Raw genomic sequence first — 18,418 nt, 5'->3', positions numbered from 1 at the left:
ACGATGACTGAGAACGCACGCACCCCGCTGGTCGGCCTGGTGATGGGGTCCGATTCCGACTGGCCCACCGTCGAACCGGCCGCCGAGGTGCTGGCTGAGTTCGGCATCCCCTTCGAGGTCGGCGTGGTCTCCGCGCACCGCACCCCGGAGCGCATGCTCGACTACGCCCGCACCGCGCACACCCGCGGCGTGAAGGTGATCATCGCCTGCGCCGGCGGTGCCGCCCACCTGCCTGGTATGGTCGCCGCGGCCACCCCACTGCCGGTGATCGGCATTCCGCGCGCCCTGGGCAACCTGGATGGCCTGGATTCCCTGCTCTCGATCGTGCAGATGCCGGGCGGCGTGCCGACTGCCACCGTCTCCATCGACGGCGCGAAGAACGCCGGACTGCTGGCCGTGCGCACCCTCGCGGTGGCTGACGAGGCTCTGATGGACAAGATGGTCGAATACCAGGAGAATATGCGCGACGCGGTGCTGGAGAAGGATCGTGCCCTGCAGCAGAAGTTGATGGGGTGAAGCGTTCTAACTGGGTAGGGGTCGTCGGGGCTGCCTACTCATCTACTTTGTGGAGAACGGGAAAAACTCCTTGAGGCCTGTCGGTAGCAGACAAACCATCTTCGCAGAGGATTAAACTATCTGGTTTCGTGTCGTCTAGTTTCGCGGCCTGAACTCGGTATTTATCCCCTAAATGCGTCAGGGTTACATCATCTATATGGTCAATACTGCCAATTTTGTAAAGTCGAGTTCCTTTCTCGACGCTTATGTCTTGAATATTTGTGGAGTAGGATGATCTATCCTTGCTTCCTTGGTAGAGGTCGACAATTCCGGGAAGAAAATCAACTTCATAGTCCCCGTCGGGCGTGGTTATCCTCAGGAAGCTGACGGTAAGGACCTGCCCTGTGACTGGATTGGATACAACATCTCCATCATTCGGGCGACTTAATGGGTTGCCGGATGGGTCGATGATTAAATAGGCCATAATTTACCTCATCTCGCAATTTGTGTACCCCAAGAGACTGACTCATTCCCAGCAGGTGTGAATCGTATCGCCTGGATGGCTGGTTTTAAACCTGGTAACAAAGAAATCAAGATCCTCGATCGATAAGATTCTTATCGAACTCGGTAGAAGTATTTCTTGGGGGGATTAATGGCTCAAGAATCTCATTTAGGATTGCGCAAACAAGGGCGGCAATTAGGCAGGCATAGAAAGGCGTAAGGATAATGTAAAAAACAGCAGCCAAGAGAAAGGTGCCAGCAATTGTGGACACCCAGTACTCTGACGGGCAGATTCCGAGCATAATGAAAGCTCTAGCAACAATCGCAACTGAGATGTCCAATATCGGCGACAGGATGAGGACGGTTAAGCTCCACAGTGGCACAGCCCAAACGCCGCCGACGCTGAATCGCCAGTGCGCGTTTGGGATGATCCATTGCGTTGCAATGACAGTCAATACTATCGGGAGACATATGGCCACAAGGGTGAGGGTCAATGCAATGAGTGAGCCAAGTTCGCCGATTTGCTTCTTCATCAGTTTTAGAAGCCTAACATGATCTCCAGCCAATCTGCCATGTCTCGGGCTAGGTCTGGCGACATCCTCTGGTTGATCATATAGCGTTCGAACGCCATTTGTTGCCGAGCAGAAGTTGTTTCGTCAATGGCCTGCTTGTTTACGGCGATAGGGTGCGACTGTAGCTAGACTCTTCATACATGTCCTATGAAGCAGTCCTGCGCCCCGTGTGGTGGCGCGACGCGTCTTGGTGGGTGTTGGTTTCTGTAGTCGTTCTGGCATTTGCTTTCCTCGGCGTGAGTGCAACGTTTGGCACCGGAATTGGAACCAAAACCTGGCAGGTTGTCGTCTCCATCATCGGCTTGGTTATAAGCTTTACCGGACTGCTCTTGCAGCGATTCCGTCCGGAACCCGGGGTGGCGGTGACTGCGGTTGGCATGTTCGCGTACGCAGCGTCGGCGCTGCTGGTCTGGCCTCTCGGCTACCTGGTCGTGGCCTACGAGGCTTACTTCATCTCCGCGAAGCTGACGCTGCGCCGCAAGTTGTGGCTGTCATTGCTATTGTTCGGTTCCTTCTTCGCGATGGTGTGGGGAACTTTCTACAACGCTCGTGTCGCAGTGCATGGCGATTTGGTCTGGGCTGGAGTTGACTTCCGGACCAAAGAATTCTGGCTTGTCTGGGGTCTAATCCTGCTGCTCGTGAGCGTCACCGTTGCCCTCATGTGGCTGACGGGCCGCTACTCGTTGCGCCGTGACCAGGCAGTGGAGGCGCTGGCCGCCCGCGCCGAGCTCGCCACCGTCAGCGAGCGCAACCGCATCGCCCGGGAGCTGCACGACATCGTTGCGCATTCCCTCACCGTCGTCATCGCGCAGGCCGATGGTGGGCGCTACGCAGGTCGCAAGGATCCGGACAAGGCCATAGAAGCCCTCGACACGATCGCCGCGCGCGGTCGCTCGGCTTTGACCCAGATGCGGGAGCTGCTCTCTGTTCTTCACGATGACGCCCCCTCGCCGCGTTCTACCACCGTCACCCCTGGGGTGGCCGGCGTTCCCGACCTGGTGGCGGATGCAAAGCGCAGTGGGGTGCAGGTGCAGCTGCATGTCACGGGCGAGCCGAGCCAGCTGGACGAGGTCCGCGACCTCAGTGTGTACCGCATCGTGCAGGAATCCCTGACGAACGTGCTGAAACACGCCGGCGCTGTGCCTGCCCAGGTGCGGTTGGAGTGGGAGCCCGCCCAGGTGACCATTAGCGTGGATAACGCGCCTGGCGACGAGCAGATCGAGGGCTCCGGGCGCGGCCTGACCGGCATTCGCCAGCGCGTGGCCATTCATGGCGGCACGGCTAGGTGGGGAGCTTCGGCGGTATACCCCGGAGGGTGGAACGTCACTGCTACGGTGCCTTATGCGAAGGAGGATTAAGTGATACGCGTAGGTTTGGCCGACGATCAGCAGCTGGTGCGCGCCGGGTTTGGCTTGGTGTTGGATTCGCAGGACGATATTTCGGTTGTCTGGCAGGCTGCCGACGGGCAGGAGGCCTGCGAGCTGGCCGAGTCGCAGCCCGTCGACATCATCCTCATGGATGTGCAGATGCCCCGCTTGGACGGCATCGAGGCGACCCGCCGGGTGGTTGCCGGCACCACCGGCGCCCGCGTGATCGTGCTGACCACCTTTGATAATGACAACTACGTCCTCGGCGCCGTGGAGGCCGGGGCCAGCGGTTTCCTACTCAAGGACACTGACCCCGAGGACCTCATCTCCGCCGTCCGCACTGTCGGCGACTCCGCTGCCGTCATTAGCCCGAAGGCCACCGCGCGCCTGCTGCGCAACATTCGCATGGCGCAGGCTCCGCAGCGCCACGAGCCCGTCGAGCTCGAACTTCCCGATCCTCTGACCCCGCGCGAGCTCGAGATTTTGCAGCTTATCGCGCTGGGCCTAAGCAACCAGGAGATCGCCGACAAGCTTTACATTTCGCTGCCCACCGTCAAGACTCATGTCGGCCGCGTGCTCACAAAGACCCAGTCCCGCGATCGTGTGCACGCGGTGCTGTTTGCGTTTAAGCATCACCTAGTACAGGCCAACGATTTGCTAGAACAAACTTTCTAAAACCTCCACTTAAACTTTAGGGGAGTTCTTGCTGTTCAGGCTGGTGGCGTCATTAAAAAAGAAAAAAGTTTTGGCTGGCTATTGACTTGGGTTGTGCGTGTGTTCTATTCTGTTTTTGGGAAGTTTGGCGGGGGTAACCTCGCCGCACCACCAAGGGAGTTCCATGCACACGAAAGATCCCACCTCACCACCATCATTTCGAATAGCTACCTCGCAGGATCCGCTGACCATTGCGGCGCGAAACCTTAATCAGCAACGGTTCCGCCTGATCATGGCATGCGTGCCGGACGGGGACGATCTGGTGCCCGATTTCTGCACCCGACTTGCCGTGCGTCTAGGTGTTTCGGTCGGAGTTGCGGAGGCCTGGGCCGAGGCCGCCTTCGTACTGCGCGACTATCCGCGCCTTGTCGATTACTTCGAAGAAGGCTGCTTCACCGACCGCCATGTATTGCGGGTGGCGCAGGATCTTTTTGCGGTGGCGCCGGACGATCGCTCGGTCGTTGAAGAAAAGGTTCTTTGCGAATTGACGCCCTCACGTCCCAACCAGCACGTGATGTCCCCGAGGACGATCCACAATCGCATCGCGAAGATTTTGCAGGATATCGACCGCGACGTCGTACCTAAGGATGAGGCCACGCCGGCCGAACCGTGTTTGGGAGTGGATTGCCGCGACCCGGAGTACACCACGTTCACGCTGCGCGTTCCGCGGATGGAGGGTATCGAGATCGACAAGATCGTGCGCGCCACCGCCAAGAAATACGACTGCTCGCAGCCCGAGGCTATGGTGCGGCTGATCACCGGTAAGGCCGAGGTCTCCGTGACTTTGAACCTGTACCACGATCCGGCGAATGACGGCGCGGTGCTAGGGGAGGACCACTGGCTGAACCGCTCCGCCGCCAAGACCTGGCTGCAGCGGGTGACGCACCTGTCCGCGCCGGGGTATGCGGAGTGCGAGGGCTACGCGCCGACGGAGAGCATCAAGGCCGCCGTCGCTGGGCGTGACCTGCACTGTCGCTTCCCGGGCTGCGAGGTTCCCGCCTATAAGTGCCAATACGACCACGTACGGCGCTACGGCAGCGGGCCGACGTCCACGGCAAACTTACACTTGCTTTGCTCGAAGCATCACAACCTCAAGACCGCGGGAAGCTGGGACGTCGCCCTATATCCCGACGGTCACGAAGTGTGGACCTCCCACGGCGACGGGCACAGCGTGATCACAGAGGCCGAGGGGCCGCTGGGGCGCGAGACCTTCGCCCAGCGCAACGTCCGCAAAACCAAGGCACTGGCCGAATATCACCAGGCGATAGAGGAAAGGGGTGGCGGGCCGTCATACTGAGGTAGGACACGCAAGATCAACCCCTCGTCCGATGTGGGAACACCACCCCGGGCGGCAGCATGGGAACCATGATCATCGTGGAAAACCTCACCAAGAGGTACGGCAAGAAAACAGTAGTCAACGACCTTTCATTCACCGTCCCGGACGGGCAGGTGACAGGCTTCCTCGGGCCCAACGGCGCGGGCAAGTCCACCACCATGCGCTGCATGCTCGGCCTCGACAAGCCGAGCGCCGGCAAGGTGACCTTTAGCGGCAAGGGATACGCAGGCGAATTCGCAGGCTTGGATAACAAGTCCAGCATCGCCGGCGCAGTTCTGGATGCCGGTTGGTTCACCCCTGCCCGCAGCGGCCGCAACCACCTTCGCGTCATCGCGAAGGGCGCCGGCATCTCCGACAAGCGCGTCGACGAATGCCTCGACATGGTCGGCCTGACCAGCGCGGGCAAGAAGAAGGTTAGTGGCTATTCGCTGGGTATGAAGCAGCGCCTCGGCCTGGCCGCAGCCCTCCTTGGTAACCCGCAGCACCTGATTCTCGACGAGCCAGTCAACGGCCTCGACCCCGAGGGTGTGTCCTGGATGCGTCGCATCATCCGCCAGCTCGCCGACGACGGGCGTGCCCTGCTGGTCAGCTCTCACCTGCTCAGCGAGATGCAGCAAACTGCCGATCGCCTCGTGCTGATCGGACAGGGCAAGCTCATCGGCGAACAGACTCTGGACGAGTTCCTCGCCGGCGGCGCGCACGTAGAGGTCGAATGCAAGGAAGCGGTCTTGCTGGCAGATAGCCTCCGCAGCCGCGGTTTCCAGGTCGATCTGGATAGGGAGCGGACGCTGCGTGTGGGCGTCGATAGCATGCCAGAGCACGAGGTGCGCGCAGCGATCGCGGCCACGGCGCTAGAGGAAAAGTTCGCGGTGACCAAGCTCGCGACCACCGCAGACAACCTGGAACAGCGCTTCCTCGCCGCCACGGCGGGACAGCAGGAATACCGCACCAACTAGGCCCTCAAACAGAAAAGGACAAACAATGCTCAAGGCAATTTCCTCCGAAGTTACGAAGCTGCTCACCCTCCGCAGCACGTGGATCTACGTCATCCTGTTCACGGGCTCGCTGTATGGGCCGGTTACGCTGTACATGCTTTTCAGCGATTCCTCGCAGATCGATACGGACTGGCCCGACCTGCTCACCGGCGGGATGATCTTCCTGATGATCGCCATCGTTTTCGGTGCGTCCACCGCGGGCGGCGACATTAACAACCATATGACGGCCCACTCCTTCCTCACACAGAAGAGCAGGAGCTCGTGGCTGCTGGCTCGCGCACTGGTGGCGGCCGTGTTCGCGGAGCTGAATTTCTTGGCCGGCGCCGCACTGAGCTGGCTGGTAGTGACTATCTTCCCGGCGGGTAACTTCACCGGCGAGAAGCCGCTAGTCCTCTGGGGCTACGCCGTGGCTGTCCCGGCTCTGGCCGTGGTGGCTGTGGGAATCGCAGCGCTGCTGCGCAACCGCGTGGGCGCGATTTCTCTGCCGCTGGTCTGGATGCTGGTCGTCGAGGGCTTGCTTGCCGCCGGAGGGCAGCAGATCTCCTTCCTGAAGACGCTGTATCACCTGTCTCCGGGCAACCGCGTGCAGGACATGATCTCCTGGGTAGACTCCACGAACCACGACGGAATGGCCACCCCGACCTCGGGATTCGTGGTGCTGATCGTCTGGATGGTCGTCATGCTGGCGCTGGGGCTGTACAGCAACAAGGCCCGAGACGTGAAGTAGGTTTTTGATAGCCTGTCGACATGATCGCAGTCAAAGAATTAACGAAAAAGTATGGGTCCACGGAGGTTCTCCATGGGCTCACTTTTTCGGTTCCAGATGGCCAGGTCACTGGCTTTCTGGGGCCGAACGGTTCCGGTAAGTCCTCCACGATGCGCTGCATCCTGGGGCTCGACACGATAGGTAAAGGCGAAGTCACCTTTAATGGCAAGCCTTTGAGTTCCTACCGCGCGCAGCGTCCTCACATCGCTGGCGCGCTGCTGGAACCGACCTGGTACATGCCGAGCCACTCCGCCAGGGCACACATCCGCTCCATCGCCCAGGCGGCCGGGATCTCGCAGTCCCGTGCCGACGAGTGCCTGGAGCTGGTGGGCCTGGCCGATGTGCAAAAGCGCAAGATCAAGAAGTTCTCCCTCGGTATGAAGCAGCGCCTGGGCCTGGCCGTGGCTCTGCTGGGCGACCCGCAGCACCTGATCCTCGACGAACCGGTCAACGGCCTCGACCCCGAGGGCGTGCATTGGATGCGTGGACTGATCCGCAGCAGCGCTGCCGAGGGCCGCGCCGTACTGGTCAGCTCCCACTTGCTGCACGAGATGGAACTCACCGCCGACCGCCTAGTCGTCATTGGCAAGGGCTCCCTCATCGGCGAATACACCATGGACGAGTTCCTGCGCACGGGCGCCCAACCCACCATCCGGATGCGCGTGGCCGATCCCGATTCTTTTGTGGACGCTACCTCACGCTTGGATGGCGTCAACCTCACACGGCAAACCGACGGCTCCCTGGAGTTCGCCTCCGAAGCTCCCGACCTGGACCGACGCCTCGGCGAACTGGCACGCGATACCGGCGCGGTGGTTCTGGAGATGGCACCGCAGCGCGCGGGCCTGGAGCAGAAGTTCCTGGACGCGACCGGCCAGGCAGTGGAGTACCGAACTCAGGACAGGAGGGGCCAGTAATGCTAGGAATCATTCGCAGCGAATGGATGCGCTCGCGCGCGATGTGGGGCACCTGGATCATGTTGGGCTTCGTCCTGCTGTTCTACGTGGGCGCCAACATCTTGACCCTGAGCTACTACAGATCCGAGTACGGGGCCAACGAGCCCGAGGTGAACTTGGCGGAGCTGGGCGTGGGCCTCTTGCCGGCCTACTTGCTGATCTTGTCCCTGTCGGCCGTCCGGCTCAGCGGTTCGCGCGGGCACAACCTGCACGCGCAGTCGTTCTTGGTGATCCCGGCTCGGTGGCAGCAACTGTTTGCACAGATGTTCGTCAACGCCGCCTTGTCGATGGCGACGATGGCGGTGGCAGTGGGCGCTTCTTTGGCGATGGTGGCGACTTTGCCGCAGAAGATGAATACCGATCAACTGCCGCTGCTGGGCTGGACGATCCTGTTCGCCGGGCTTGTCAGTTTGATGGCCTCGGCGATCGGCGTGCTGATTCCCTCCTCGGCCGGCGCGGTGGCGCTGCCACTGGTGTGGGCCACCGCAGTGGAGCTGATCTCCCAGCAGCTCAGCGAATGGATTGCCGAGCACATCGCGCCATACCTGCCATTCAACAACATCTGGATGATCCTGGGCGGCAACGTCTCCGTCGGCAAGCACGACACCCCGGTCAGCGTGGCGATCGTCGTCGCCTGGACGGTTGTGCTGGTGGCCTGGGCTTTCCTCGTCCACCAGCGCAGGGACGTTAAATAGTCGCGTTCTCCGCCGCTGCGATCTCGGCCGTAGGCTCGGTGGCCATGACCACCGAGCCGCCGTCTCGCAGCGGCTTTAGTACGTCTAGCATTGACTGGGTATCGGTCCATGCGGGCACCAGCACCCGCGGACCAGCGGGGGCGGGGGCCACAGCCGGGCCGGGGTAGGTATCGGGTTGCACGCGCAGCTCGGGGGAGAAGTCGTTCACGCCGAAAGGCAGCTCGCCGCCGGATTCCTCCACGCCGCGGCCAAACGGGTCGTCGGAAAGTATGTAGACCTCACCCGAGTGGGCCTCCGCCAGTGTTAAGTCGTCGGTAAAAAGCACGTCGCAAGAGTCGGCGTCCACAATAGAAACATCAGTCCGCCAGCAACCCAGAACAATCATGAGTGGCTGCCAACCCGGGGCGCAGGCGATCCCGACTGAGGTCGGGGCGAGCGAATCCAGCAGGTGGGCGGCCTTCGACTGCCAGTTGTGCAGCGTCTGTGCGGACAGCTCCATGCGGCCGGCGGGGGTGTACGTGGTGAGGCGTGGGCTGGCCGGATCTTGGGCGACGAGCGGGGCAATAATATCCATTAGTTCACACACATCGGACCGTCGCCACCGGCGTCGATCGGATCCTTACGGTCGGTGCCCTGGCCGGTACCCGGCGTGCCAACGGTGGAGGGCTTGGCGGCGGTGGACGTGGAGTTGGCAGTGGTGCCCGCGCTCGTGGTCTCGTCCGGAATGCCATCGCCGTCGAGGTCCTTCATGCCCTCGGTCAGCGTGCCGACATTCGGATCATCCGGCTTGGTCAGCGGGGCGGACTGCTCCAGGATGCCCGGGCCGGCGTAGGTGCCGGACAGGGTGACCGACAGCTCGTGTTCGTCCAGGGAGGAATCCTGGACGACAGGCAGCCCGCCCAGCTGCTTGGCCAGCGCCCGGGCGGCCGGATCGTCGGCGTTCTTCGCGTTGACCTGGGACTCCGACACACCGGTCTCCGGGTGGTTACCCACCTTGCCGGACTTGTAGCCGTACTGCTTTGCCAGCTCCGACACACGCGCCGCCAGGCCGGCCTGCTCGGAAGCGTTGAATACGTTGACCTTGTAGTCCCCGGCCTTGTAGTCGGTAATGTCCGCCGGCTTGTCGGAGGTGGGTTCCTCCTCGCCCGGCTTGTCGCCCAGCAGTTCCTTGAAGAACTTGTGGACCTGGTCGGTATCGACCGTGACGACGGACTCTCCGTAGTCGCCGGTGCCGTCGATGCTGGTGACGGGGATGGTCTGGAAGCTCACGTCGCCGCCGGCCATGTTCTGCATCTGTGTAGCCAGGCCCATGACATCCCAGCCGCTATCCAGCACCACGGAGCGCTGCACCGCGTTGTTGAGCTTGGACATGCTGCCGGGATCCGTCAGCGTCTTCGAGGACAGGACGTGGTTGGCCAGGCTGGCCATGTACGCCTGCTGGCGGGTGATCCGATCCAAGTCACCGCGGGGCAGTTCGTGGCGCTGGCGGACAAAGCTCAGCGCATCCTGGCCGGTGAGGGTCTGGCGCCCGGCCTTGAACTTCGCGCCGGACAGGGGCTCGTCCACCTTGTTTTTCAGGCACACGTCCACGCCGCCGACCGCGTCGGTCAGCAGCACAAAGCCCAGCAGGCCGACCTCGGCGTAGTGGTCCACGTTGATGCCGGTGAGGTCAGCCACAGAACTGATTAGCGCCTGTCGCCCGGCCTCGGTGGACTTCTTGTCGACCTCGGATTTGTTGGTCTCGCCGTTCTTGGACAGTTCCTGCGACTTCTCGAACTTCGCCGTGCCGTACACGCCGTTGAGCTTCATGTTTCCGTAGTCGCGGGTGCGCACGTAGGTATCGCGGGGCAGAGACACTGCGGTGGCGGAGGATCCATCATTCGGGATGCGGATCAGGATCATCGTGTCTGTGTTGGTGGCCTCTTCCTCGCCAGCGCGGAGCATGTCGATCTCCTGCTGCGACAGCGGATTGCCCTTCGCGTCCGTGCGCGAATCCACGCCCACCAGCAGAATGTCGGTCGCCCCATCGGGCTGGTTGCCGAGGTTCAGGTTATCGGCCTGAGCAAGACCATCGTTGAGGTTGCCGACGGCCATGTAGCCGATCCCCATCACGACCAGCGATAGTGCCGAGACTGCGGCGACTACTCCGCGCGACAGTCGGGAACCGATCTGCTTGGCTTCCCGGCCGCCCGGGGCTGCCTGGATGCGCCGCGAGTGGCGGCCTCTTTCATGCTCAGTCATTGTTATCACTTTAGCGGCAAAAATGCGGCTGGTGTAGTACTGGATTTATGAGTGTTTTGGTTTTCGGCGCCTCCGGCCAAGTCGGCCGCGCACTGTTGCGCCTCCGCCCGGACTTTGTGCCGGTAGGGCGAGCGCTGGCGGATCTGGCGGTGGCAGGTTCTGTGGATTCTTTCTTATTGACGCCACCGTCTCCCGTCGAAGCCATCGTCAACCTCGCCGCATTCACAGCGGTCGACGATGCCGAAAAGCCTGAGAACGCGAGTGCTGTGCACCAAGTGAATGCGGTAGCCCCTGGGCGCATGGCCTCCTGGGCGTGGGCGCACGGAGTGCCGATGCTACACGTCTCCACCGACTATGTGTTCCCGGGAACTCTGCCCGTGGGTTGGGAAAACCCAGTCGACGGCCAGCCCGCACCCGTGAACGCGTACGGGCGCAGCAAGCTGGAAGGGGAGCGGCAGGTTCTGAACTTCGGCGGGCGCGTGGTGCGCACGGGGTGGGTGTACGACGCAGAGAGCCGGAACTTCGCCACCACCATGGTGCGCCTGGCCCGGTCGGGAGTGAACCCCACGGTGGTGGACGACCAATACGGCAGGCCCACCCACGCCTCCGTGCTGGCGGCGGAGCTCGCCGCCATGGTCGACGGGAAGCGCACCGCAGCGATCAGCCACGTGACAGGCTCCGGTCCGGTGACCACCTGGTGCGGATTCGCCCGCGAGATCTTCGCCACAATCGGCCACGACCCCCGGCGAGTGAAGGCTGTGCCGAGCAGCGAGTATCCCACCCCCGCACACAGGCCCCGCAACAGCACCCTGCAGATTCCAGCGAGTGGCCTGCCCGCGTGGCGAGATAGTTTGCGAGCCGCCCTGGGGTAACCTCAACGGCCATGACAGAGGCACCCATCGCGATTATCACCGTGACCTATTCACCGGGGGAGTACCTGGCCAAGTTCCTGGACTCGGTGCCGGCAAACGCCCGGGTCGTCATGGTTGATAACGGCTCCACCGACGGCGCGCCCGAAGCCGCCGCCGAGGCAGGAAAGGCGGAGTTGCTCTACAGCGGGGGCAACATCGGCTACGGAGCTGGCATGAACCTCGGCGCCCGCCACCTGCGCGCGGCTCGCGAGGCTGGAGAGATCAACCGGGACTACCTGGTGATTTCCAACCCGGACGTGGTGTTCAGCGACGGTGCGATCGACGAGCTTATGGAGGCGGCGCGGCGTCATCCTCGAGCAGCAGCGCTGGGCCCCCGCATCGTAGAGGCAGACGGCACCGCCTACCCGTCGGCACGCGCGGTGCCGCAGCTGGGGTCCGGCATCGGGCATGCGCTTTTCGGCAAGATCTGGCCGACGAACCCCTGGACCAAGCGCTACCTGGACGATGCCGACATGGACAGCGAACGGCCCGCGGGGTGGCTGAGCGGATCCTGCCTGCTGCTGCGTTGGGATGCGTTCGAGGCGCTGGGTGGCTTCGACGAGCGCTACTTCATGTACATGGAGGACGTGGATCTGGGCGACCGGCTGGGGCGCGCGGGCTGGCTGAACGTCTTCGTGCCCAGCGCCGAGATTCGCCACGCCAAAGGTCACGTGGCCGGCAAGCACCCCGACGTGGTGCTGAAGGCCCATCACGATAGTGCGTACCGCTTCCAAGCTGATCGGCTGCCCGGGCTGCGTTACCTGCCGGTGCGGCTGGTGCTCAAGGCGGGGCTGAAGGTGCGCGAGAAGATCGCAATTGCCGCGGCCCACGGCGTGGGTTCTACAGCGGGCCGTTAACAGTAGCTAGTCTGTGAAAATTAACAGCTATAGCAAGGGTATAGAAAGGCTAAAGAAGTGGTAGATCTCGCAGCCACGACCGACGCAGTGATCCTGGTCGGTGGCAAGGGCACTCGATTGCGCCCCCTGACCAACTCCATCCCGAAGCCAATGCTGCCGGTGGCGGGCGCGCCCTTCCTGGAGCACCTGCTGGCTCGCATCAAGGAGGCCGGCATGACGCACGTTGTGCTGGGGACCTCGTTCAAGGCGGAAGTTTTTGAGGAGCACTTCGGCGACGGCAGCCACCTGGGGCTGGAAATTGAATACGTCGTGGAAGATGAGCCACTGGGCACCGGCGGTGGCATCCGCAACGTCCTGGACCACCTGCGCTACGACCGTGCGATGGTATTCAACGGCGACGTCCTGGGTGGAACGGACCTGCAGGCCGTGCTGAATACGCACGTCGAGCAAGAGGCGGACGTCACCCTTCACCTGCTGCGCGTCTCCGACCCCCGCGCCTTCGGCTGCGTGCCGACCGATGCCGACGGTCGCGTGAGCGCCTTCCTGGAGAAGACGGAAGATCCGCCAACGGACCAGATCAATGCGGGCAGCTACGTGTTCAACCGATCCGTGATCGAGAAGATCCCAGCCGGCCGCCCGGTCAGTGTGGAGCGCGAGATTTTCCCGGGATTGCTGGAAGCCGGCGCCCGCGTATTCGGTCACGTGGATCAGGCCTACTGGCGCGACATGGGCACCCCGGCCGACTTCGTCCGCGGATCCTCGGACCTGGTGCGTGGTATTGCTCCCTCGCCACTGTTGGCTGGACGCAACGGAGAGAGCCTGGTTGATGAGTCCAGCGCCATCGCCGGGGGAGCGCTGCTGCTGGGCGGCACCGTGATCGGCCGCGGCGTGGAGGTCGGCGGCGGTGCACGCGTCGAGGAGTCTGTGATCTTCGACGGAGTGCAGATCGAAGCCGGCGCAACCGTTGAGCGCTGTGTTATTGCCGCGGGCGTGCGAATTGGCGCGCGGGCGCACCTGGTGGACTGTGTCATCGGTGAAGGCGCCGTCATCGGCGCGCGCTGCGAGCTGCGCGACGGGCTGCGCGTGTGGCCGGGAGTGAACCTGCCGGACGGTGGAGTGCGCTTCTCCTCTGATATTTAAGGCCGGTTTCGCGCCCGGCGAAAAAATTTAAAGAAATTTCACTACATCTAGTGTGTCCTGAACTAAAGGTTCAGGAATACGCCCATATGTTGTGGTTTTAATTTTGGCCGCACGTATACATTGTGGTTGTGCGGCGTACCATTCGCTCAGGATTGCGGGGCGTATGGGGCGTATGTGACTGCTGTGACTAGTGGGGCTCCCGGGATTTCGTCAAAGGTTGACGTGGTGTAATTACCAGTGTGTAATCTTCAGTAGACCGACAAAAACGAAGCCTTTCAATGGCGCCAATCAGATGAGGAGATCCCCGTGGACAAGTCAGTAGACACAGCCCTTCGTGGCCACTTTGCTGACGGTTCCTCGGCGGTTGAGCAGGAGGCGAACGTGGATAACGAAGCTCGCCAGAAGAACCTCTTCGATCTAACGCAGGACTTCGATCTACTCTTCGATGCTGTGGAACAGGACTGGCAGGAACAGGCCCTGTGTGCACAGACGGATCCGGAGGCCTTCTTCCCGGAAAAGGGTGGCTCTACTCGCGAAGCGAAGCGAATCTGCCAGGCATGTGGCGTGCGTGACGAGTGCCTGGAGTACGCCCTCGAACACGACGAGCGCTTCGGTATCTGGGGCGGACTCTCGGAGCGCGAGCGTCGCCGACTGAAGAAGCGTATCGGCTAATTAGCTTAAGCGGGGGTCGATCTGGTCGGGGGACACATTCAGGTAGCAGGCCACCAAGCGCACAATGATCATCCGTAGTAGTTCTCGAAGATCCTGCGCGGACGTTGCACGGGATTCTACGGGGCGGCGGAAGATGATGATGCGGGGGCGCGTCGGCGCCCCCTTGCTGTCCACGCCCGCCACGACTAGCCGCCCCAGGGGAACCTGGCCATCGGCGACAACATCCTCCGGCCACTGCCGGTAGCCAGCACTCAGCCGCATGCGCGGGACAACGTCGACAGCAATGTCGAGGCTGGACAGTTCGGCGTCAAAACGCTCCAGGATTGGCTCGAAGGCATCGATAACCGCATCGTCGAAGCGCTGCGAACGCGACTTATTGCGCGGCACCTCCGGCAACAAGATGCCGCGGATGCCTCGACCGCGGGGATCCTGCCTCATGCGCGCCTCTTGCCTCATAGCCCCACATCTTAACCGCGGTACAGCGACATGCCACGAGGGCACGCTCGAAAGCGGACGGAAAAGGGCTACACTAATGCGCGTGACTTTCATCCGACAATGCTCTCGCCCCGGCTGCGGCAAACCCGCCGTCGCGACGTTGGAGTTCAACTATGCAGAGCAGCTAGCCATCGTGGGGCCGCTGAGCGTTAGCGGAAATCCGCACCGGTGGGATCTGTGCGAAAACCACGCCCGCCGCACCACCGTCCCCCAGGGCTGGCGGCTCGAATTCGTCGACGCCCCGGCAGAGGAGGCTGACGAAGAAGACCTTATGGCCCTGGCGGAAGCGGTGCAGCAGGCCGCAGAACACGATGTCGAGGAAGCACCGCAGCCAGCCCCCCGGCTTTACCGGCGCTCCGAAATCCCGGAGGCCGCCCCGCACCACCCGTCGATGAAGAACCTGCCCCGATCCACCCCGCGCCGGCACCTGCGCGCGGTACGTAACCAGCATTAGCGAAAGGAAACCCCCATGGCTACCCATTCTCCCCAAGATGTAGCAGCGGCCATTAAGGCCTACGACGTACGCGGAGTTGTCGGCGAGGGCGCCGGATTCCTCAACGAGGACTTCGTGCGCGACGTGGCGGCATCCTTCGCCCGCCTTATGCGCGAAGAAAGGGCCGACACGATTGTGATCGGCCACGACATGCGCGACAGCTCCCCGAGCCTGGCCGCCGCTTTCGCCGAGGGCGTGAACGCGCAGGGACTGAACACCATCACTCTGGGACTTACCAGCACCGACGAGCTCTACTACGCCAGCGGCGTGAAGCAGTGCCCGGGTGCGATGTTCACCGCCTCCCACAACCCAGCGAAGTACAACGGCATCAAGCTCTGCCGCGCCGGCGCCCGCCCCGTGGGGCAGGATTCTGGCCTGGACCGCATTTCCTCCGAGCTGGTGGAAGGCGTGCCAGCCTACGATGGAGAGCCCGGCACCAACACCACTGAAGATGTACTGGAAGGCTACGCCGACTACCTGAACAACCTCGTGCCGCTGAACATCCACCCTCTCAAGGTTGCGGTGGACGCAGGCAACGGCATGGGTGGCCTGACCGTTCCGGCCGTGCTGAAGCAGGACGCGCTGGAGATCTTCGACCTCTACTTCGAGCTCGACGGCACCTTCCCCAACCACGAGGCAAACCCGCTGGATCCCAAGAACCTGGTCGACCTGCAGAAGTTTACCGTGGACCAGGGCGCGGATCTGGGCATCGCCTTCGACGGCGACGCGGACCGCTGCTTCATCGTCGACGAGTTGGGTGAGGCCGTTTCCCCTTCCACCATCTGCGCTATGATCGCCGAGCGCTACCTGGACGAACAGCCGGGGGCGACGATCATCCACAACCTGATCACCTCCAAGTCCGTGCGCGAGCTGGTGGAGGCCAAGGGCGGCAAGCCGGTGCGCACCCGCGTGGGCCACTCCTTTATCAAGGCCCAGATGGCGCAGGAATCCGCAGTATTCGGCGGCGAGCACTCCGCCCACTACTACTTCAGCGACTTCTTCAACGCCGACTCGGGCATGCTGGCCGCCCTGCACGTCCTAGCTACCCTAGGCGGACAGGATAAGCCCCTGTCGGAGCTGAAGCGTGCCTACGAGACTTACCGTGCCTCCGGGGAGATCAACTCCGAGGTTGCCGACCAGGCGGGCCGCACCGAAGCCGTGGTGGAGGCCTTCGCCGATCGCACGGTATCCGTCGACCGGCTCGACGGCGTGACCATCGAGCTGCAAGATGGCTCGTGGTTGAACGTGAGGGCGTCCAATACAGAGCCCCTTCTTCGCCTCAACGTCGAAGCGCGCGACGACGAGGGCGTACAGGCCATCGTCGACGAAGCACTGGCAATTATCCGCGCTTAAGGGAGTTAAATGCAGCTCATCGAGGGTGTAGTACAGAATTACGCATGGGGTTCGCACGAGGCCCTGGCGCAGATCCAAGGGCGCCCGGCGCCAACCGAAAAGCCCGAGGCTGAACTGTGGTTCGGCGCGCACCCGGGAGCGCCGGGAGTGCTGCTGGACCTCATCGAGGCCGACCCGGAAGGGCAGCTGGGGCAGGGGCGCACGCGCCTGCCGTTCCTGCTGAAGCTGTTGGCCGCCGAGCGCGCCCTGAGCATCCAGGTGCACCCCACGAAGGCGCAGGCCGAAGCCGGATTCGCTGCCGACGAGGCCGCGGGAATCGCCCTCGACGCTTTCGAACGCAACTACAAGGACGACAACCACAAGCCCGAACTACTGGTAGCTCTGGGCGAGTTTGAGGCGATGGCCGGCTTCCGACCCCTGGTGCGCACCGCCGAGCTGCTGGAGTGGCTGGCTGTACCCGAACTGGACTTCCTGCGCGCCGCCGTGGTCGATGGCGATCTACGCGAGGCCGTCGAGCGCACCCTGCACCTGCCCGCGCAGGACCTTCCCCGGATTATTGACGCCCTCACGCGGCGCTGCCGGGATGTTGCGGGCCAGGATCAGGGCTGGATGGGCGACGTGGCGGACCTTGTTGTGCGCCTGGAGGAGCAGTATCCGGCAGACGTCGGCGTGCTCTTTGGCCTGCTGCTCAACCGCGTGGTGCTGCAGGAGGGGGAGGCCCTCTACCTGGACGCTGGGCAGCTGCACGCCTACGTGCGTGGCACCGGCGTGGAGATCATGGCGAACTCCGATAACGTGCTGCGCTGTGGGCTGACCCCGAAGCACATCGACGTGGCGGAGCTGCTGAGCGTGGTGCGTTGGGAGGAACTGGCGGATCCCCGATTGCGTGCCGATAATGCTGGGGTGTACCACACCCCAGCAGAGGAGTTCAGCCTGTGCCGGATCGATGGCACAGGGCAAGTCACGGGGCCGGCGATCGTCCTTGCAGTGGGGGACACAGCAGAATGCGGCGAGCTGCAGGTAGAAAGCGGATCGGCAGCCTGGGTGCCCGCGGGCGAAGAGGCTACCGTGCGCGGAAAGGCCTTTATCGCTCGGCCGGGGGCGTAGCGTCCGTCGCCGGTCCCTTTGTGGTGTCGGTGGGCTTGCCCGTCTTCGGTTGCGGTTCGTCTGGATCGCTAGGTTCGCTCGGCGCCACCTCTGCATCCGTCTTGCCCGGGGTGGGTTTCTCGGTGGGGGTGGAGTGATCCTGATCGTCAGACCCGGCCGGCTCTGACGGGCGGGGGAACTCCGGGATTGGCGGAATCGGCGGAATGTGTGGGATTCCCTGATTCGAATCCTGGCCAGGCTTGGTGTGGGGCTGAGGCTGTGCCTGGGGCTGCGGCTGGGCCTGGGATTGGGGCTGTGCAGAGGTCTGGGGGGTGTTCTGCGAATTCAGCCCTTCCGCAATGATCGTCTCTGACGGCTGTGGGTTGGAGGTCTGGCGACCGTTCCACGCGTTCGGCGGAAGGTAGGGATCCTGTCCCAGCGGAGCTACGTTGGTGTAGTACCCACTGCCGGGGCTTGCCTGGTGGGACGTGGAATAGGCCGGAGCCTTGGGCTGAGCCGTGGGCTCTGCCGAGGAGGGATTGTCGGGAACCACATCGTGTTCTTGGGACGCCGCTCCCGTGCTGATGGCGATCGTGGACTCCTCGGCGGACTGTGGCTTGGGTGCGGTGGCATCGGAGCCTGCCTGCCAGGTCCACACGCCAATCACGCCAGCAAGAGCCAAGCCGACCACGGCGATGCCGCTAATGACGCGAGGAAACCGCGGGTGCTCCTCGGGGGACTCGTAGATTACGGTGGTGCTTTCTTCTGTGGCCACT

Annotated in this window: 21 protein-coding genes; 15 read left to right on the top strand and 6 right to left on the bottom strand. The window is 62.8% G+C overall.

Annotated features, from left to right (window positions below):
- Window positions 1–3: 3 nt before the first annotated feature.
- Window positions 4–516, top strand: coding sequence for a 5-(carboxyamino)imidazole ribonucleotide mutase (purE, locus tag L8U58_RS07805; protein ID WP_011274033.1), 513 nt, complete (start codon window positions 4–6; stop codon window positions 514–516).
- Between the two features lie 34 nt (window positions 517–550).
- On the opposite strand, the gene L8U58_RS07800 is transcribed toward purE, so the two are convergent.
- Both L8U58_RS07800 and L8U58_RS07795 read right to left on the bottom strand, forming a co-directional pair.
- Window positions 551–979 carry a hypothetical protein gene (locus L8U58_RS07800; RefSeq protein WP_269955067.1) on the bottom strand — a complete coding sequence of 143 codons (429 nt, stop codon included), beginning with the start codon at window positions 977–979 and terminating at the stop codon, window positions 551–553.
- 106 nt (window positions 980–1,085) lie between these two features.
- Window positions 1,086–1,529, bottom strand: a complete 444-nt coding sequence (locus L8U58_RS07795) for a hypothetical protein (RefSeq protein ID WP_269955066.1) — start codon at window positions 1,527–1,529, stop codon at window positions 1,086–1,088.
- A 179-nt stretch (window positions 1,530–1,708) separates the two neighbouring features.
- Here L8U58_RS07795 and L8U58_RS07790 point away from each other — a divergent pair, with 179 nt between their 5' ends.
- From L8U58_RS07790 to L8U58_RS07760, 7 genes are all read left to right on the top strand, one after another.
- On the top strand, window positions 1,709–2,926 hold the full coding sequence (locus L8U58_RS07790; protein WP_269955065.1) for a sensor histidine kinase: 1,218 nt from the start codon (window positions 1,709–1,711) through the stop codon (window positions 2,924–2,926).
- Window positions 2,927–3,610, top strand: coding sequence for a response regulator (locus L8U58_RS07785; RefSeq protein WP_269955064.1), 684 nt, complete (start codon window positions 2,927–2,929; stop codon window positions 3,608–3,610).
- Between the two features lie 163 nt (window positions 3,611–3,773).
- Entirely contained in the window at window positions 3,774–4,946 is a 1,173-nt protein-coding gene (locus tag L8U58_RS07780; protein WP_269955063.1) for an HNH endonuclease signature motif containing protein, read from the top strand.
- 59 nt (window positions 4,947–5,005) lie between these two features.
- A complete protein-coding gene (locus tag L8U58_RS07775) occupies window positions 5,006–5,941 on the top strand; it encodes an ABC transporter ATP-binding protein (RefSeq protein WP_269955062.1) in 936 nt (311 codons plus the stop codon).
- 25 nt (window positions 5,942–5,966) lie between these two features.
- Window positions 5,967–6,707 carry an ABC transporter permease gene (locus L8U58_RS07770; RefSeq protein WP_035006923.1) on the top strand — a complete coding sequence of 247 codons (741 nt, stop codon included), beginning with the start codon at window positions 5,967–5,969 and terminating at the stop codon, window positions 6,705–6,707.
- A 20-nt stretch (window positions 6,708–6,727) separates the two neighbouring features.
- On the top strand, window positions 6,728–7,660 hold the full coding sequence (locus L8U58_RS07765; RefSeq protein ID WP_269955061.1) for an ATP-binding cassette domain-containing protein: 933 nt from the start codon (window positions 6,728–6,730) through the stop codon (window positions 7,658–7,660).
- Window positions 7,660–8,394, top strand: coding sequence for an ABC transporter permease subunit (locus L8U58_RS07760; RefSeq protein WP_269955060.1), 735 nt, complete (start codon window positions 7,660–7,662; stop codon window positions 8,392–8,394). Before L8U58_RS07765 ends, L8U58_RS07760 begins: the two co-directional genes overlap by 1 nt.
- Here L8U58_RS07760 and L8U58_RS07755 read toward each other — a convergent pair.
- Together L8U58_RS07755 and L8U58_RS07750 are read right to left on the bottom strand one after the other, a co-directional pair.
- Window positions 8,387–8,968, bottom strand: coding sequence for a TIGR03089 family protein (locus tag L8U58_RS07755; protein ID WP_269955059.1), 582 nt, complete (start codon window positions 8,966–8,968; stop codon window positions 8,387–8,389). The two genes, L8U58_RS07760 and L8U58_RS07755, sit on opposite strands and share 8 nt — an antisense overlap.
- Window positions 8,968–10,635 carry an LCP family protein gene (locus L8U58_RS07750; RefSeq protein WP_269955058.1) on the bottom strand — a complete coding sequence of 556 codons (1,668 nt, stop codon included), beginning with the start codon at window positions 10,633–10,635 and terminating at the stop codon, window positions 8,968–8,970. The genes L8U58_RS07755 and L8U58_RS07750 overlap by 1 nt, the downstream gene beginning before the upstream one ends.
- Before the next feature lie 47 nt (window positions 10,636–10,682).
- Here L8U58_RS07750 and L8U58_RS07745 point away from each other — a divergent pair, with 47 nt between their 5' ends.
- The 4 genes from L8U58_RS07745 to L8U58_RS07730 all read left to right on the top strand — a co-directional run bounded on the left by L8U58_RS07745 (window position 10,683) and on the right by L8U58_RS07730 (window position 14,215).
- A complete protein-coding gene (locus L8U58_RS07745; RefSeq protein WP_269955057.1) occupies window positions 10,683–11,507 on the top strand; it encodes an SDR family oxidoreductase in 825 nt (274 codons plus the stop codon).
- Window positions 11,508–11,518: 11 nt separating this feature from the next.
- On the top strand, window positions 11,519–12,403 hold the full coding sequence (locus L8U58_RS07740; protein ID WP_034971250.1) for a glycosyltransferase family 2 protein: 885 nt from the start codon (window positions 11,519–11,521) through the stop codon (window positions 12,401–12,403).
- Window positions 12,404–12,460: 57 nt separating this feature from the next.
- Window positions 12,461–13,543 carry a mannose-1-phosphate guanylyltransferase gene (manB, locus tag L8U58_RS07735; protein WP_034977737.1) on the top strand — a complete coding sequence of 361 codons (1,083 nt, stop codon included), beginning with the start codon at window positions 12,461–12,463 and terminating at the stop codon, window positions 13,541–13,543.
- A gap of 306 nt (window positions 13,544–13,849) precedes the next feature.
- Window positions 13,850–14,215 (top strand): WhiB family transcriptional regulator, encoded by a 366-nt coding sequence (locus L8U58_RS07730; RefSeq protein ID WP_034971252.1) that lies wholly within the window; start codon window positions 13,850–13,852, stop codon window positions 14,213–14,215.
- On the opposite strand, the gene L8U58_RS07725 is transcribed toward L8U58_RS07730, so the two are convergent.
- On the bottom strand, window positions 14,216–14,671 hold the full coding sequence (locus L8U58_RS07725) for a metallopeptidase family protein (RefSeq protein ID WP_034979559.1): 456 nt from the start codon (window positions 14,669–14,671) through the stop codon (window positions 14,216–14,218).
- Between the two features lie 76 nt (window positions 14,672–14,747).
- Between L8U58_RS07725 and L8U58_RS07720 the strand changes: the two genes are divergently transcribed.
- Genes L8U58_RS07720 through manA form a run of 3 tightly spaced genes read left to right on the top strand, consistent with a single transcriptional unit; the run spans window position 14,748 to window position 17,663 of the window.
- Window positions 14,748–15,164: a DUF3499 domain-containing protein gene (locus L8U58_RS07720; protein WP_034977730.1), complete on the top strand. Its 417-nt coding sequence runs from the start codon at window positions 14,748–14,750 to the stop codon at window positions 15,162–15,164.
- Window positions 15,165–15,179: 15 nt separating this feature from the next.
- Window positions 15,180–16,556 carry a phosphomannomutase/phosphoglucomutase gene (locus tag L8U58_RS07715; RefSeq protein ID WP_269955056.1) on the top strand — a complete coding sequence of 459 codons (1,377 nt, stop codon included), beginning with the start codon at window positions 15,180–15,182 and terminating at the stop codon, window positions 16,554–16,556.
- Window positions 16,557–16,565: 9 nt separating this feature from the next.
- The gene (gene manA, locus L8U58_RS07710; protein ID WP_269955055.1) at window positions 16,566–17,663 is read left to right on the top strand and encodes a mannose-6-phosphate isomerase, class I; all 1,098 of its coding nucleotides are present in this window, start codon (window positions 16,566–16,568) and stop codon (window positions 17,661–17,663) included.
- On the opposite strand, the gene L8U58_RS07705 is transcribed toward manA, so the two are convergent.
- A complete protein-coding gene (locus L8U58_RS07705) occupies window positions 17,641–18,417 on the bottom strand; it encodes a hypothetical protein (protein WP_269955054.1) in 777 nt (258 codons plus the stop codon). The two genes, manA and L8U58_RS07705, sit on opposite strands and share 23 nt — an antisense overlap.
- Between the last annotated feature and the right edge of the window lies 1 nt (window position 18,418).

Origin of the sequence: Corynebacterium macclintockiae (assembly GCF_027570165.1) — a bacterium.
Lineage (GTDB): Bacteria > Actinomycetota > Actinomycetes > Mycobacteriales > Mycobacteriaceae > Corynebacterium > Corynebacterium macclintockiae.
This window is presented reverse-complemented; position numbering and strand designations above follow the sequence as displayed.

Excerpts from the sequence above, each read along its gene's own strand:
- manA (WP_269955055.1), top strand. The coding sequence starts at position 16,566 with ATGCAGCTCATCGAGGGTGTAGTACAGAATTACGCATGGGGTTCGCAC.
- L8U58_RS07745 (WP_269955057.1), top strand. The coding sequence starts at position 10,683 with ATGAGTGTTTTGGTTTTCGGCGCCTCCGGCCAAGTCGGCCGCGCACTG.
- L8U58_RS07720 (WP_034977730.1), top strand. The coding sequence starts at position 14,748 with ATGCGCGTGACTTTCATCCGACAATGCTCTCGCCCCGGCTGCGGCAAA.
- L8U58_RS07770 (WP_035006923.1), top strand. The coding sequence starts at position 5,967 with ATGCTCAAGGCAATTTCCTCCGAAGTTACGAAGCTGCTCACCCTCCGC.
- L8U58_RS07780 (WP_269955063.1), top strand. The coding sequence starts at position 3,774 with ATGCACACGAAAGATCCCACCTCACCACCATCATTTCGAATAGCTACC.
- L8U58_RS07715 (WP_269955056.1), top strand. The coding sequence starts at position 15,180 with ATGGCTACCCATTCTCCCCAAGATGTAGCAGCGGCCATTAAGGCCTAC.
- L8U58_RS07775 (WP_269955062.1), top strand. The coding sequence starts at position 5,006 with ATGGGAACCATGATCATCGTGGAAAACCTCACCAAGAGGTACGGCAAG.
- L8U58_RS07760 (WP_269955060.1), top strand. The coding sequence starts at position 7,660 with ATGCTAGGAATCATTCGCAGCGAATGGATGCGCTCGCGCGCGATGTGG.
- L8U58_RS07795 (WP_269955066.1), bottom strand. The coding sequence starts at position 1,529 with ATGAAGAAGCAAATCGGCGAACTTGGCTCACTCATTGCATTGACCCTC.
- L8U58_RS07800 (WP_269955067.1), bottom strand. The coding sequence starts at position 979 with ATGGCCTATTTAATCATCGACCCATCCGGCAACCCATTAAGTCGCCCG.
- purE (WP_011274033.1), top strand. The coding sequence starts at position 4 with ATGACTGAGAACGCACGCACCCCGCTGGTCGGCCTGGTGATGGGGTCC.
- L8U58_RS07750 (WP_269955058.1), bottom strand. The coding sequence starts at position 10,635 with ATGACTGAGCATGAAAGAGGCCGCCACTCGCGGCGCATCCAGGCAGCC.
- L8U58_RS07790 (WP_269955065.1), top strand. The coding sequence starts at position 1,709 with ATGTCCTATGAAGCAGTCCTGCGCCCCGTGTGGTGGCGCGACGCGTCT.
- L8U58_RS07755 (WP_269955059.1), bottom strand. The coding sequence starts at position 8,968 with ATGGATATTATTGCCCCGCTCGTCGCCCAAGATCCGGCCAGCCCACGC.
- L8U58_RS07740 (WP_034971250.1), top strand. The coding sequence starts at position 11,519 with ATGACAGAGGCACCCATCGCGATTATCACCGTGACCTATTCACCGGGG.
- L8U58_RS07725 (WP_034979559.1), bottom strand. The coding sequence starts at position 14,671 with ATGAGGCAAGAGGCGCGCATGAGGCAGGATCCCCGCGGTCGAGGCATC.
- L8U58_RS07765 (WP_269955061.1), top strand. The coding sequence starts at position 6,728 with ATGATCGCAGTCAAAGAATTAACGAAAAAGTATGGGTCCACGGAGGTT.